General features: G+C 68.9%; 14 protein-coding genes. 3 read left to right on the forward strand and 11 right to left on the reverse strand.

Going from position 1 to position 12,729, the window contains the following annotated elements:
* Positions 1-22: 22 nt before the first annotated feature.
* The gene (locus tag HPO96_RS06210; protein ID WP_171671734.1) at positions 23-781 is read left to right on the forward strand and encodes an AIM24 family protein; all 759 of its coding nucleotides are present in this window, start codon (positions 23-25) and stop codon (positions 779-781) included.
* Here HPO96_RS06210 and HPO96_RS06215 read toward each other — a convergent pair.
* Entirely contained in the window at positions 764-1,402 is a 639-nt protein-coding gene (locus tag HPO96_RS06215) for an SGNH/GDSL hydrolase family protein (RefSeq protein ID WP_171671735.1), read from the reverse strand. The genes HPO96_RS06210 and HPO96_RS06215 overlap by 18 nt on opposite strands.
* Before the next feature lie 77 nt (positions 1,403-1,479).
* On the opposite strand from HPO96_RS06215, the gene mscL reads away from it, so the two are divergent.
* A complete protein-coding gene (mscL, locus tag HPO96_RS06220) occupies positions 1,480-1,941 on the forward strand; it encodes a large conductance mechanosensitive channel protein MscL (RefSeq protein WP_171671737.1) in 462 nt (153 codons plus the stop codon).
* A 42-nt stretch (positions 1,942-1,983) separates the two neighbouring features.
* A complete protein-coding gene (locus HPO96_RS06225; protein WP_171671738.1) occupies positions 1,984-2,427 on the forward strand; it encodes a GNAT family N-acetyltransferase in 444 nt (147 codons plus the stop codon).
* On the opposite strand, the gene HPO96_RS06230 is transcribed toward HPO96_RS06225, so the two are convergent.
* From HPO96_RS06230 to HPO96_RS06275, 10 genes are all read right to left on the reverse strand, one after another.
* Positions 2,395-3,561 carry an alpha/beta hydrolase family protein gene (locus HPO96_RS06230; protein WP_171671740.1) on the reverse strand — a complete coding sequence of 389 codons (1,167 nt, stop codon included), beginning with the start codon at positions 3,559-3,561 and terminating at the stop codon, positions 2,395-2,397. The genes HPO96_RS06225 and HPO96_RS06230 overlap by 33 nt on opposite strands.
* A 61-nt stretch (positions 3,562-3,622) precedes the next feature.
* Complete coding sequence (locus HPO96_RS06235; protein ID WP_171671741.1) at positions 3,623-4,852, reverse strand: MFS transporter; 1,230 nt, start codon at positions 4,850-4,852, stop codon at positions 3,623-3,625.
* Positions 4,849-5,322, reverse strand: coding sequence for a MarR family winged helix-turn-helix transcriptional regulator (locus HPO96_RS06240; protein WP_202885515.1), 474 nt, complete (start codon positions 5,320-5,322; stop codon positions 4,849-4,851). The genes HPO96_RS06235 and HPO96_RS06240 overlap by 4 nt, the downstream gene beginning before the upstream one ends.
* A 40-nt stretch (positions 5,323-5,362) precedes the next feature.
* The gene (locus HPO96_RS06245; RefSeq protein WP_171671743.1) at positions 5,363-6,349 is read right to left on the reverse strand and encodes a TolB family protein; all 987 of its coding nucleotides are present in this window, start codon (positions 6,347-6,349) and stop codon (positions 5,363-5,365) included.
* Positions 6,346-7,611, reverse strand: coding sequence for an MFS transporter (locus tag HPO96_RS06250; RefSeq protein ID WP_171671745.1), 1,266 nt, complete (start codon positions 7,609-7,611; stop codon positions 6,346-6,348). Before HPO96_RS06250 ends, HPO96_RS06245 begins: the two co-directional genes overlap by 4 nt.
* A 4-nt stretch (positions 7,612-7,615) precedes the next feature.
* A complete protein-coding gene (locus HPO96_RS06255; RefSeq protein ID WP_171671747.1) occupies positions 7,616-9,223 on the reverse strand; it encodes a discoidin domain-containing protein in 1,608 nt (535 codons plus the stop codon).
* A gap of 116 nt (positions 9,224-9,339) precedes the next feature.
* On the reverse strand, positions 9,340-10,359 hold the full coding sequence (locus tag HPO96_RS06260) for a substrate-binding domain-containing protein (protein ID WP_171671748.1): 1,020 nt from the start codon (positions 10,357-10,359) through the stop codon (positions 9,340-9,342).
* A 54-nt stretch (positions 10,360-10,413) separates the two neighbouring features.
* On the reverse strand, positions 10,414-10,800 hold the full coding sequence (locus HPO96_RS06265) for a hypothetical protein (protein WP_171671750.1): 387 nt from the start codon (positions 10,798-10,800) through the stop codon (positions 10,414-10,416).
* A 135-nt stretch (positions 10,801-10,935) separates the two neighbouring features.
* Positions 10,936-11,769, reverse strand: a complete 834-nt coding sequence (locus HPO96_RS06270; protein ID WP_171671751.1) for an ABC transporter permease — start codon at positions 11,767-11,769, stop codon at positions 10,936-10,938.
* Positions 11,766-12,623, reverse strand: coding sequence for an ABC transporter ATP-binding protein (locus HPO96_RS06275; RefSeq protein WP_171671753.1), 858 nt, complete (start codon positions 12,621-12,623; stop codon positions 11,766-11,768). Before HPO96_RS06275 ends, HPO96_RS06270 begins: the two co-directional genes overlap by 4 nt.
* Positions 12,624-12,729: the final 106 nt, after the last annotated feature.

Here is a 12,729-nt window from a genome sequence, read left to right on the forward strand (position 1 = left end):
CCAGGTCAGAGGGGGTAGGTCAGTGCGGAGCGAATTGTTCGCCGCGGCGAACCAGGAGCAGGAGTCGGCACAGCCCGGATTGCGGCTGCAGAACTCGAAACTGCTGAAGGTCGAGTTGCGGGGTGAGGTGTTCGCGCGGCAGGGCGCGATGGTCGCGTATCAGGGCAATGTGCAATTCGAGGCCCAGGGGTCCGGCGGGATCGGCAAGTTCATCAAGAGCAAACTCACCGGCGAGGGCGTCCCGCTGATGAAGATGCGCGGGCAGGGTGACGTCTTCCTCGCCGACCGCGCCGCGGACGTCTACCTGATCGATCTCGACGGCCCGCAGGACGGCCTGAGCATCAACGGCGCCAACGTGCTCGCATTCGAGTCGTCGCTGAGCTGGGACATCCAGCGCGTCCAGGGGATGGGCATGATGTCGAACGCCGGCCTGTTCAACTGCGTGTTCTCCGGGCAGGGCCGGCTCGCGATCACCTGTAAGGGGACGCCGGTCGTACTCAACGTCGACCAGCCGACGTACGCCGACCCGCAGGCCGCGATCGCCTGGTCGACCAACCTGCAGACCGGCTACATGCGCGCCGACCAGCTCGGCCTCGGCACGCTGCTCGGCCGCACGACGGGCGAGGCGTTCACGATGAGCTTCGCCGGTCAGGGCTTCGTCGTCGTTCAGCCCTCCGAGGAGCCGCCGGGCGGCGCCATCGGCGGCACAGGCAGCGGCCAGCAAACCGGCCAGGACGGCGGCGTCGCGGGCGTGCTGGGCGGTCTACTCGGCGGTCGCTAACCGCTCGCAGATGTCCCAGGCGGAGTGCTGGAGGAGGGCCGCGGTGTTCGCATCGAGGCCCTTCACCGGCACGTCGAGGCCGACTGGATCTTCGGCCAGCAAGGCGATCAGGAAGACGCAGGCCGCGAGGTAGCTGCCTGCCAAGGCCGGGTGGCTGTTGTCCTTGTCGTGCAGCACCGGCTCCGCATGCTCCTGCAGGAACCGCTCCCACACCGGGCCGACCGGGATCAGCGTCGCGCCCAGCTCAACCGCGCTCCCGGCGTACGCCGCGGTCAGCGCCGCCTGGGTTTCCGGCGCGTTCCGCCGGGCCCAGGTCAAGTAGAGCGCCGTCCGCGCCCCAGCCGCCCGGATCGCCGCGTCGAACTCCCGCGCGCTCTCCCGAAACCGCTCCGGGCTCTTGATCGGCAACGTGCTCTGCTCCTGCAGGACGACGACGTCGTACCCGCCGTCCGCTATCGCCGCCGGCGCCTTGCCCGCATTCAGATGCTGCCGCAACGAGGCCCCGCCCGCCTGGATCAGCGTCGACGACATCTCGACGCCCCGCGCCGCCGCCAGCCCCTTCAACAACCCGGGCAGGTTGTTCCGCGCCGTGAAGCTGTTCCCCACAAAGAGAATCCGCACGACACGGACCCTACTACCCGCCGGGCCGGGTGTTCCGGGTCCAAGATGGCGTCACCAATTCATCACGGGGAGTGGACATGAGAAACCTCTGGCTGGAGTTCAAGGCGTTCGCGCTCGGCGGCAACATGCTCGACCTGGCGCTCGGGTTCATCATCGGCGCGGCGTTCGCGGCGGTGGTCGAGAGCCTGGCCGGGAACGTCCTGATGCAGCTGGTGGCGGCGATCTTCGGGCAGCCCGACTTCACCACGCTGACGTTCGCCTTCAACGGCGCCGAGATCAAGTACGGCGCGTTCCTCACCGACTTCTTGTCGTTCCTGATGCTCGGGCTGGTGCTGTTCGCGCTGGTCAAGCTGCTCAAGAAGGCCGGCCTGGGCAACTTCCGCGCGCAGGGCCAGTCCGAGTGCCCGTACTGCAAGGAGTTCGTCTCCGTCGACGCGATCAAGTGCAAGTGGTGCACGGCCGATATCGACCCGGCGCAGGTCGAGGAGGAGGACGCCGCGCTGCTCGCCCGGCGCGAGCCTCGCACCGACCAGGCCTGAACCTGGTTGACGCCCTCGCCGGCCGGGCGGTTGGGTGGGCGGATGGAGATTGTTCGGGTTCGGGACGAGGCGACGCTGGTTGACTGGCGGCGGGTGCACAACGAGATTGTGCCGCCGGCGGCGCTCACGGTGGACGAGGTGCGGGAGCGCGCGGAGCGGAACGTGCTCGAGGTTGCGTACGACGACGGGGTGTTGGTGGGATGTTCGACGGTGCGGCCGCCGTCGGAGGAGACGGCGGCCATGACGGTGATTGCTCGGGTATTGCCGGCGTACCGGCGCCGGGGCTTCGGCGAACTGCTCTATCAGCACTGTCTGCGGCAGGCCCGTGGTCCGGTCGAAACGCATGTGCTGGCGAGTAACGCCGATGGGCTTCGGTTCGCGTTGGCCCACGGGTTCGTGGAGGTCGAGCGTTATCTGCTGCCCGGCGACGAGATCCCGTTCGTGGAGCTGCGGTTAGACGAACTTGACGATCGGGAAGCGCGGTGACTCCTTGCGGAGCAGCGGTTGGGGGCGGTGCTTGAGGAACTGGTCGAAGGCGGCGGCCAGGTAGGCGCGTTGCGCCGCGACGCTCTGGGCGGGGTTGACCAGGCCGACCAGGTCGGCGACCGGTTTCGGTTCCAGGTCGTGGATCTTGGCCAGCTTCGGGGCGAAGACCTGGTAGTCGGCGAAGGAGCCGTGCGCGCCGGCCGGGATACTCAGGTTGAGTTTCCAGCCGCGCTGGTTGGCCCAGAAGCTGGTCCAGGACGGGTCGTTCAGGTCGCCGGTGATCGGCAGTCGCGAGTGTTCGGCGGCGCCGAACAACAGGAACGGCCGGTCCAGCCCGCGTTTGGCGACCTCGCTCAGCTCGCCGACCGGGAAGCCGTATTGCATCGCGCCGTCCAGGTTGACGCCGACGGCGACCCGGCGGTCGGTGCGCATGGTCTCGGCCGCGGCGAACCCGCCGAGCGAGTAGCCGAACATACCGATCCGGCGCAGGTCCATCGAGCCCGCGAACGGCAGCCGGCCGAGGCCGTTCAGGACGAAGCGGATATCGGCGAGCCGGACGTCGAGAACGGGCCTGAGCTCGTCGGTCGGCAACTGCACCGGGACGACGCGACCGCCCGGGAACTCGACCGGCGCCTCACCGGTGTGATCGATCGTGACGACGACGTACCCCCGACTCGTCAGCTCCTCGACCTGCGCTGTCCCCAGCAGCCGCGACGTGCCGAAGCCGGGTGAGTAGAGCAGCACCGGGTGCCGTCCGATCGCGACCGCGCCGGCCCGCGCGTGCGTCGGCGTACCGGCGTAGTCGACGCGGCCCGGCGCGAGCCCGAGGTAGGTGCCCAGCTCGTCGGCGAGCGGCTTCGCAACCTGCGACGGCGCGTACGGCACCCGCGCTCCACCGCCAGGTCGGGCCGGATACCAGATGCTGACCATCAACTCACGTCGCCGCTCAGGGCGCCACGGGTCGGGCCGGGAGTTGTCCACCAGATGCACCTCGCGGACGCCGATCGCGTACGCGCCGGTCGGTGCGGGCAGTACAAGCTTGGTCGGTAGTGGCGTGGCCGCGGCGGGCAGGGTCGTCGCCGCGAGCGAGCCGGCGACGACGGTGAGCAGAGTACGGCGTCCGATAGTCGTCATGTGCCGTACCCTGCCCGCCGCCACGGTCAGCGGGGATCCACCCACAGGGTGATCTCGACCCTTAGGGGACGGAGGTCAGGTCGACGGTCTTTCGGAGCCCCGGGGTTGTCGCTGCGACGGCGACGACAGCTGCCACGCAGAGCACGGCGCCGGAGACGAGCGCGGTCATCGGGGAGGTGAACTGGGCGGTGACGCCGCCGCGGACGTTGCCGAGATTGGGCCCGGCGCTACCGACGATCTGTTCGGCAGCGGCGACCCGGCCGAGGAGCTCGTTCGGGGTGTGCAGCTGCACAATGGTGCTGCGGGCAACGACCGAGACGGTGTCGGCGGCCCCGGCCGAAGCGAGGAAGGCCAATGCCAGCCAGGGGTTCGGGGCGAAGGCGAACAGTCCGAGGGCGACACCCCAGCTGCCGGCGCCGATGAGCATCACCACGCCCGGGCGCGGTAACCGGGTGTACGAGCCGGACAGGACCGACGCGACCACTCCCCCGACGGCGATCGCGGTCAGGAACAGGCCGAGGGTGCGCGGGTCGTTCCCGAACCGTTCGGCGTTGATCGCCGGGAACAGGCTGATCGGCATCGACAGCACGGTGACCGCGAGGTCGGTGATCAGCGCGCCGCGGATCACCGGCGTCGATGCCACGAAGACGAGCCCGTCGGCGACGCCGCGCAGCCCCGGCCGAACCTCGGCCTCGACCTTGAGCAGCGGGAGACCCAGGACGCCGTACAGGACGGCGGCGAAGGTCAGGCAGTCGATCAGGTACGCCGTGCCCGGGCCCCACGCGCCGACGATCAGCCCGCCGGCCGCCGGGCCGATCAGCATCGCGCCCTGGAACGCGATCCGATTCAGCGCGATCCCGCCGGCCAGAAGCTCCCGCGGCAGCAGCTGCGGCAGGACGCTGCGCGCTACCGGCCCGGACGCCGCGCCGAACGCCGACTGGATCGCGATGACACCGAGTAACGCACCGGCCGGCATCGCGCCGGTCAGCAGCTGAGCCGCCATCGCCATCGCCGCGAGCAGAGAGCCGATCGTGGTGATCAGATAGAGCCGACGGCGCTCGAACCGATCAACGGCGGCCCCGGCGAACAGGCCGAGCACGATCAGCGGCAGCGCCTTCGCCAACCCGACGGCGCCGGTCCAGATCGTGCTGTTCGTCTGCTCCCAGATCTGAACCAGCACCGCGACGAAGGCCAGCTGCGCGCCGAACATCGACACCACCTGACCGATCCACAACCGGCGGAACGCGGCCGAGACCCGCAACGGCTCGACGTCGATCAGGAACCGCTTCACGACGAGGCCAGCTTGACGGCGATCCGATCGTGAAAGCTCGTCCGCGCCAGCGCGGCCTCGATATCGCGGACCACCTGACTCATCGGATACGGCAGCTCGGCCTCGAGCTCGGCGATCGCGGCCTCCGTCGCCCGCCACTCGGCCGCGAGCAACTCCACCAGCCCACGCGCCTTCGGCGTCAAGGTGACCAGCTTGTTCCGCGCGTCCGCACCAGGCGCCGTCCGCACCAGGCCGGCCTTACGCATCGCCGCCACCTTCTGGCTGAGCGCCGAATGCGTCCGGCCGACCGACTCGGCCAGTTCGGTGATCGTCATCGGCCCGCGCAAATGGAGCCGCAACAGCTCCATCACCCAGGTCGGCTTCACACCCTCGACCTGATGATCGGTGTAGATCCGCGCGATGTCGCCGTCCATCCGGGCCAGCAGTTGATGCAGCCCGCGCCACTGACTCTGTTCGGTGGGATCCTCCATCCCGCTACTGTAACAGCACTTATATAAGTGCTGTTATGAATTACTGAAGGCCGCCGAGGGACGGGCTGGTCGCGTTGTCGACGAGGAGCTTCGGCGGCCCGGTCAGGCCGACCGACCAGATACCGGTCTTCCCGTCCGGGGTCCGGATCGGGTAGATCAGGGTCTTGTCGTCCTTCCAGACGGGCTGGTCGTCGAGCAGGCGGTCGTCGGCGGGGTGGCTGATCTTGCCGGTGGCGAGCTCCATGACCGCCAGCCGCCACTTGCCGTCGGCAATCTTCTGCTTGTAGGCGATCCGGCGGCCGTCCGGTGACAGCGACGGGCACTCGACGTTCTGGGCGATCGCCTTGCCCTGGTAGGCGGCGAAGTCGACGTCGATCAGGTACGTCTTGCCTTTACTCGCCATCGTCACGTAGAAGCGCTCGGCAGCGGCGTCGAAGGTGATCCCCCAGAAGTTCACGTCGGAGGCGAAGTAGCGCTTGCCGTCGATGAAGATCGGCAGTTGCTCGACCGTCTTGGTCAGCTCGTCGGTGTCGAGGTTGTACATCCCCGTCCGGGTGGAGAAGCCGGACGCCGCATACGAGTCGCCGCTGACGAACAGCGTCCAGTTCACGATCCGGCCGTTGGGCGCGACGCGCGCGCGGCTCGGCGTACCGGGCAAGGTCTCCTCGTGGATGACCGACAGGTTCCGGTCCAGGACGAGGATGTCGGTCAGCGGCGGCAGCGCCGCGGGCTGGAGTCGCAGACAGATCGCCGTACCCCGTGCTGCGGCGAATCGGTCACAGGACAACTCCCCCACCCGCCGCGCGGCCCCGGGGTCCGCGGCCGGGACCGCGGCCAGCTTCCCCTGGTCGGGACCGTCGGCCAGATTGCGAAAGAACAAGTCCGTGCGGTCGAGGTGCAGCGCCGCATCCTCGACCACCGGGACGGCGTTCGTCGCGGCGCCCGTGTTGCGCGCGGAGACGACGTACGCGACCGCGCCGCCGAGCAGGACGGCGATGCCGACCGCCAAGCTGATCAGTCGTCTCATCGGATGGCCTCCAGGGGTCGGCGGATCGCGGCGGCCAGCGTGACCACCAGCAGGGCCGCGGTGATGGCGAGCAACGCGGGTTTGACGTCCCAGACCGTCCAGAGCAGGCCGACCGTGACGGCCGAGGCCATCCGGGCGAGCGCCTGACCGGTCTGCAGGACGGCGAGCCCGGTCGCGCGGAGGTGTTCGGGCAACATCGGCCCAGCCGCTGCGGGCAGGACGCCGTCCGTCGCGGCGTAGAACGCGCCGTGCAGCGCCAGCACCAGCCACCACGTGCCGACCGGGCCGAAGATCAGCACCAGCGCGGCGACCAGCGCCAGGTGGCCGCCGATGAACACCTTCCAGCGTCCGATCCGGTCGCCGAGCCTGCCGAGCGGGATCGCGAGCAGGATGAAGGTGCCCGCCGTCCCGATCGGCAGCAGCGGGAAGAAATGCGTGTCGAGATCCCAGCGCCGCTGCAGGGCCAGGTAGACGAACGAGTCGGTGATCGTGAACAGTCCCAGTGCTGCCGCCCAGACACAACAGCGCCGGAAGCTTGCCTCCCGCAACAGATTGAGCGACTCCCGGATCGACGGCCGGTTGCTCTCCGTCTTCCTCCGGTGCTGATTGGGCGCCAGCGCCAGCAGGATCAGCACCGCGCAGGTGGCCAGTGCGAAGCTGGTCACGAAGACCGCGTCGTAGTTGTTCAGCGCCAGGAAGAGGATCGCGGCCGCGACCAGCGGGCCGAGGAAGGCGCCGATGGTGTCGAGCGTGCGATGGACGCCGAACGCGCGGCCCTGGTCCTCCGGCGGCGTCGACAACGAGATGATCGCGTCGCGGGGAGCGGTGCGAATCCCTTTGCCGGCCCGGTCGACGGCCAGCACGGCGCCGATCGCGGGGACGGACGAACCGGCGGCCAGGAAGCCGAGTTTGGCGACCGCGGACAGGCCGTAGCCGATCCCGGCGATCGCCTTCAGCCGCTGCCAGCGGTCGGCGAGGTGGCCGCCGACGAGCCGGAGCACGGCCGTGGCACCGGCGTACAAGCCGTCGAGGAGGCCGAACTGCAGTGGGTTCAGGCCGAGGCCGAAGACCAGGTAGAGCGGCAGGATCGCCGTCACCATCTCGGCCGAGATGTCGGTGACCAGGCTGACGATGCCCAGCACGAGGACCGTCCCGGGAACGCGGGACAGCACCTTCGACCGCCGGACCGGCGGCTGGTCGGGGGATTCGGGGGTCGCCCGGGCCGCGGCTTGGTCCGCGGCCCGGGTTCCGGCGAGGTACATGACCTCAGCCCTTCGCCTTGCAGGTGTAGGTCGGGCTGCTGTCGAGAACCTCGTTGTTGAGGCCGATCAGCTGCGAGGTCCAGGAGTTCTCGGTCATGGTGAGCTTGAGGACGCCGTACGAGACCATCCGCTTGGCCGTCCGGGACTTGGCCGGGCCGAGCTTGTACGGGCTGGCGCCGGCCATCCCGCCGATGATCTGGACGGTGCCGTTGGTCTGATCGACGCTCCCGGAGTTGTTGACCGGGAAGAACCGCTCGTAGTGGTGGTCGTGCCCGGTCAGGACCAGGTCGACCTTGTTGTCGGTCATCACCTTCCAGAGGTCGACGCCGTCCGGGTTGTCACCGCGCTCGCCCGTGCTCCAGCGCGGGTGGTGGTAGTAGGTGACGACACACGGCTTGGTGTTCGCCGCCAGATCGGCTTTCAGCCACGTCATCTGCGCCGGCTCCGCGAGCTTCTCCGAGGTGGCGAAGTCGTTGGAGTCGAGGGCGACGAAGTGCCAGTTGCCCTTCTCCCAGCTGTAGTAGCGCTTGCCGTTGGGTTTCGCGATCGCGCCGAAGTACTTCTCGTACCCGGAGAACGCGGGTGAGTCGTAGGACTCGTGGTTACCCGGGCTGGGCTTCATGATGCTCTTGTACTTGCCCCAGGTCTTGTCGAAGTAGTTCTGGAAATCGGACAGGTGGGCGTCGTCGTACTGGTTGTCGCCCATCGTGATGATGTTGGCCGGCTTGATCGTCTCGATCAGCTTGGCCGTCTTCGGGTGGATGCAGCTCGAGTCGGACGCCGTGCACTGCTTGGCGATGTCACCCGCGGCCGCGAGCACGAAGCCCCCGCCGCCGGTGCCCGCGCTGGTCTTGACGCTGAGCGCCGTACTGGCGCCCGACACGTTTCCGGCCAGATCGCGGGCGCGCACGGTGTAGCTGTACGTCGTGTCCCCGGTCAGCCCGGTGTCGGTGTACGACGTCGTCTCGCTCGTCGCGACCTGGGTGCCGTTACGCAGGACGTCGTACCCGGTGACGCCGACGTTGTCGGTGGACGCCGTCCAGCTCAGCCCGGCCGTGGTTGCCGTGACGCCGGTGCTCGCCAGGCCGGTCGGAACCGTGGGCGCCTGGGTGTCGCCGGTCGAACTGCCCTCGCCGTACACCTGAGCCTCGAACAGCGAGTAGCCGTACGCCGTGCCGCGCTTGGTGCCGACGATCCGGACGTAGCGGCCGGTGCCGCTCAGGCCGGTGATGTCGTCGGTGCCGCCGTTCTGATTGGTAAGGCTCTTGACAGTACTGAAGGTGGTGCCGTCATTGGACACCTCGATCCGGTAATCCTTGCCGTAGGCGGCCTCCCAGGTGAGTTTGACGCGGTGAATTTCGGCCTGCTGGCCGAGGTCGACCCGAATCCATTGCGGGTCGACGCCTTCGGTACTGGCCCAGCGCGTCGACGTACTGCCGTCGAACGCCTTGTCAGCAGTGAAGGTGCTGTCCTCGATACTCGAGGCCAGTGCGGGTTTTCCCTGGGACAGGAGGGAATCCGCTTGGGTGCCGGCGATGGCCGCCGAGCCGCCGGCCACTGCCACCAGTACCATCGGCAACAGGGCTGACCACCGGCGCATGCGCTTGCTCATAGAACCTCCGTGGGGCGCAGCGGAGAAAATTGTTAGGAAGGTTACCTAACAGTTGAGGCATAGATAACCCCCAGACGAAGTGTTTCGTCAACGGATGGAGTGCGACTTTTTCTGATTCAGCCGTTTGAACGAGTGGTGCCGCGCAGCACCAGCGCCGCCGGCACGATCAGCTCCTGCGCCTCGGCGGCCGGCTCGCCGGCGAGTCGCGCGAGCAGCAGCCGGGTGATCGCCGCGGCCATCTGCTCGTGGCCGGGATTGATCGTCGACAACGACGGCACCAGATAGGCCGCCTCGTCCAGGTCGTCGAAGCCGATCAGCTCGACCTCGGCCGGGACCTGGATCCCCGCGTCGGCCAGCGCGCGCAGGGCGCCGATCGCCACCACATCGGTCAGCGCGAAGACCGCGTCGAACGCGATACCGCGATCGAGCAACGACCGGACGGCGTCGTACCCGTCCTGGAAACCGAACATGCACTGGACGTTGAGCGCGGGATCGATCGGGACGCCGGCCGCGTGGTGCGCGAGCGCGTAGCCCTGGGCCCGCAAGGCGGGCATGGTCGCCGCGCCGGCCGGGTCGCCGCCGAGCATCGCGATCCGGCGGTTGCCGGCCAGCAGCTGCGCGGTCGCCTGCCGGGCGCCGTCCACGTTGTCCATCAGCACGTGATCGAACCGCGACGGCAGCGCGCGCTCGCCGATCATCACGACCGGTGCATCGGTGCCGATCCCGGTCAGCTCGCCGGGGTCCATGTCGACGACGCTGAGGATCAGGCCGTCGTACATCCGCAGGCGGGAGAAGGCGACCGCATCCAGCTCGCCTTCGCGGCTGGCGCCCGTCCGCTCCATCACGATCCGCAGGCCGTGCGCCTCGAACTGGTCCGCCAGCCGGCCGGCCAGCTGCGCGAAGTACGGGCGCTCCAGCTCGGGCACCGCCAGACCGACCACTCCGGTCCGGCCGGCGCGCAGGTGCCGCGCGGCCAGGTTGACCTGGTAGCCGAGCTCGTTGATCGCGGCCAGCACCCGCTCCCGGGTCGCCGCACCGACCCGCGGCCGTCCGTTGACGACGTTGGACACGGTCATCGTCGAGACCCCCGCCGTCCGGGCGACGTCAGCCATCGTCACCACGGCGGATTTCTTCACGCCGCCAAGACTAGGCCGTGGTGGTGCGACCCGTTCGCGGGTGGGCGGGTTTGATCAAGAACCGACCTCGGCGCGCCGCTCGCGGACGGCGCCCAGGGCGAAACCCCCGAGCGCGATCGCGACCCCGCCGACAGCCAGGCCGGCGACGATCGTGCCGCGCCGGTCGAGCTGGTTGTCGCACTGCATCGGAGTGATCCCCTTGTCCGGTGACAGCACCGAGCCGCAGTCGATGTTGTCCACCTGGATCCCGCGCAGGGCGAAGGCCAGCCCGGCGAGCAGCAGCACCACCCCTACTCCGCCGAGGACCTTGCTCAGCACTTGCCGTCCCGCACCGCGCAACCTCCAGCTGTCCGGTTCCGCAGCGTCCGGCTGCGCGCCGTTCCAGGGGTGACGGCGCCAGGAACCGACCACTTCGTCCTGGTCAGACCCGGCATAACTCATTCACACTCCCTGGACGCTCGTCAGATTTGATCAAATCTAACGCGCCTAGCCGCGGCGCATGAAGCCCGGACCCGGGCTGGGGGCCAATCTTCACTCACATCTAACGATCCATCCGGCGGCAATGTTCACCCCGTTTCAGCCGACGGAACGACGCAGCGCCCGCTCCCGCCGCGCCGCCACCGCCGACCCCGACTCCCGGCGCGCCATCCGCCGCAGGACGACGGGCGCGAGCAGCAGACCGGCCACCGCCCACAGCCCGAGCACCCCGGCCGTCTCGAGATGCCGCCAGGACTGGCCCACCTCGACCGCGACCGTCTCCGGTGGCAGCAGCGCCGACCGCATCCCGAGCCCCATCCAGTAGATCGGCGTGAGCTGGCCCAGCCACTCCAGCCAGGCCGGGAGCGCGGTGATCGGGTAGAAGATCCCGGAGATCGCGATGAAGCCGAGCATCGGCAGCTGGATCAGCCCTTGGGCGGGCGCGGAGGTGAACACCGACCCGAGCACCGCGCCGATCGGCAACGTCGCGACCAGCCCGAGCGTCAGCACCCAGCTCAGCGTCAGCCACCCGCCGGCGGTCACGCTCAACCCGCCGACAATGAACAACCCTGGCACCAGCACGATGACCAGATCAACCAGCACCGAACCGGCCACCGAGACGACCTTTCCGACCAGGTAGCCGACCATCCCGTACGGCGTCGCTTTCGCGCGGAGCAGCGTCCCGTCGCCCCGATCGGCCGTCAGTTGCTGGCTCACCGCAACCATGCCCATGGCCGCGTTCATCCCCAGGATGCTCGGCAGGATCAACGCCCCGAGCGTGAACCCGCCGAACTCCCGATCCCGCAGGAAGAACAACCCCGCGATCGTCAACGCCGGCCACAGGAAGTGGCCCAGCAGCTCGGGCCCGTTCGTGAACGACTGCCGGAACTCGATCCAGCCCCGCCGGAGCCCGGCGCGCACCGCCGTCCTCATGACTGCACTCCGTTCACCAGGGCCAGGTAGGCGTCTTCGAGGGTTGGGCGATGGACTTCGAGGTTCTGGACGGCGTCGCCGTGCTGAGCGAACAGCGCCTGGACGAACGGCGTCGAGTCAAGGATCTGGTGCTGGAACTGCTGAACGCCGAGGGTGTAGCGGACGTCGTGGGGAGCCGTGATCGAGGTGGTCAGATCGGTCGGAGTGCCGGTCGCGACGATGCGGCCGGCGGTGAGGATGAGGATGCGGTCGGCCAGTCGCGCGGCTTCGGGCAGGTCGTGGGTGGTCAGCAGGATGGTGGTCTGCTGGTCGGCGGCCAGGCCGGCGATCAGGTCGTGGAACTCGCGCCGGGCCGCGGGGTCGAAGCCGGTGGTGGGTTCATCGAGGAAGAGGAGTTCGGGGCGGCCGACCAGGCCGATCGCGACATCGAGCCGGCGGCGCTGGCCGCCGGACAGGGTGCGGACCTTCTGGCGGGCGCTCGCGGTGAGCCCGACCGCGGCCAGCAGGTCGTCGACCGGCCAGGGGCGATCGGCGCCGTACGGCGCGTAGTACGCGCCCTGGTGTTCGAGAAGTTCGCGCACTCGCCAGTTGCCGTGATCGCGCCACGACTGCAGGACGATCCCGATCCGGGCCCGCCAGCGCTCGTCCGCTCCGGCCGGATCGACGCCGAGGACCTCCACGCGGCCGGCCGAGCGGAGCCGGAAACCTTCCAGGATCTCGATCGTCGTGCTCTTGCCGGCGCCGTTCGGGCCGAGCAGTGCGAGGACCTCCCCCGCCCGCGCCTGGAACGAGACCTCGTGCAGGACGTCGGTATCGCCGTAGCGCATCCGCAGACCTTCAACTGTTAGCACCATGGCTCTGAAACTAGAGTTGCATTCACAGGGTTGGAAAGCTCGATCGGCCCGATCTGTGCAACCATATGAAGGTGAATGCACTGTTGTTGCAATGAGTTGAAGGTGA

This window comes from Kribbella sandramycini, assembly GCF_013131805.1.
GTDB lineage: Bacteria > Actinomycetota > Actinomycetes > Propionibacteriales > Kribbellaceae > Kribbella > Kribbella sandramycini.

Coding starts and splice junctions, on each gene's coding strand:
- mscL (WP_171671737.1), top strand. CDS start 1,480: ATGAGAAACCTCTGGCTGGAGTTCAAGGCGTTCGCGCTCGGCGGCAAC.
- HPO96_RS06225 (WP_171671738.1), top strand. CDS start 1,984: ATGGAGATTGTTCGGGTTCGGGACGAGGCGACGCTGGTTGACTGGCGG.
- HPO96_RS06230 (WP_171671740.1), bottom strand. CDS start 3,561: ATGACGACTATCGGACGCCGTACTCTGCTCACCGTCGTCGCCGGCTCG.
- HPO96_RS06240 (WP_202885515.1), bottom strand. CDS start 5,322: ATGGAGGATCCCACCGAACAGAGTCAGTGGCGCGGGCTGCATCAACTG.
- HPO96_RS06245 (WP_171671743.1), bottom strand. CDS start 6,349: ATGAGACGACTGATCAGCTTGGCGGTCGGCATCGCCGTCCTGCTCGGC.
- HPO96_RS06250 (WP_171671745.1), bottom strand. CDS start 7,611: ATGTACCTCGCCGGAACCCGGGCCGCGGACCAAGCCGCGGCCCGGGCG.
- HPO96_RS06255 (WP_171671747.1), bottom strand. CDS start 9,223: ATGAGCAAGCGCATGCGCCGGTGGTCAGCCCTGTTGCCGATGGTACTG.
- HPO96_RS06265 (WP_171671750.1), bottom strand. CDS start 10,800: ATGAGTTATGCCGGGTCTGACCAGGACGAAGTGGTCGGTTCCTGGCGC.
- HPO96_RS06270 (WP_171671751.1), bottom strand. CDS start 11,769: ATGAGGACGGCGGTGCGCGCCGGGCTCCGGCGGGGCTGGATCGAGTTC.
- HPO96_RS06275 (WP_171671753.1), bottom strand. CDS start 12,623: ATGGTGCTAACAGTTGAAGGTCTGCGGATGCGCTACGGCGATACCGAC.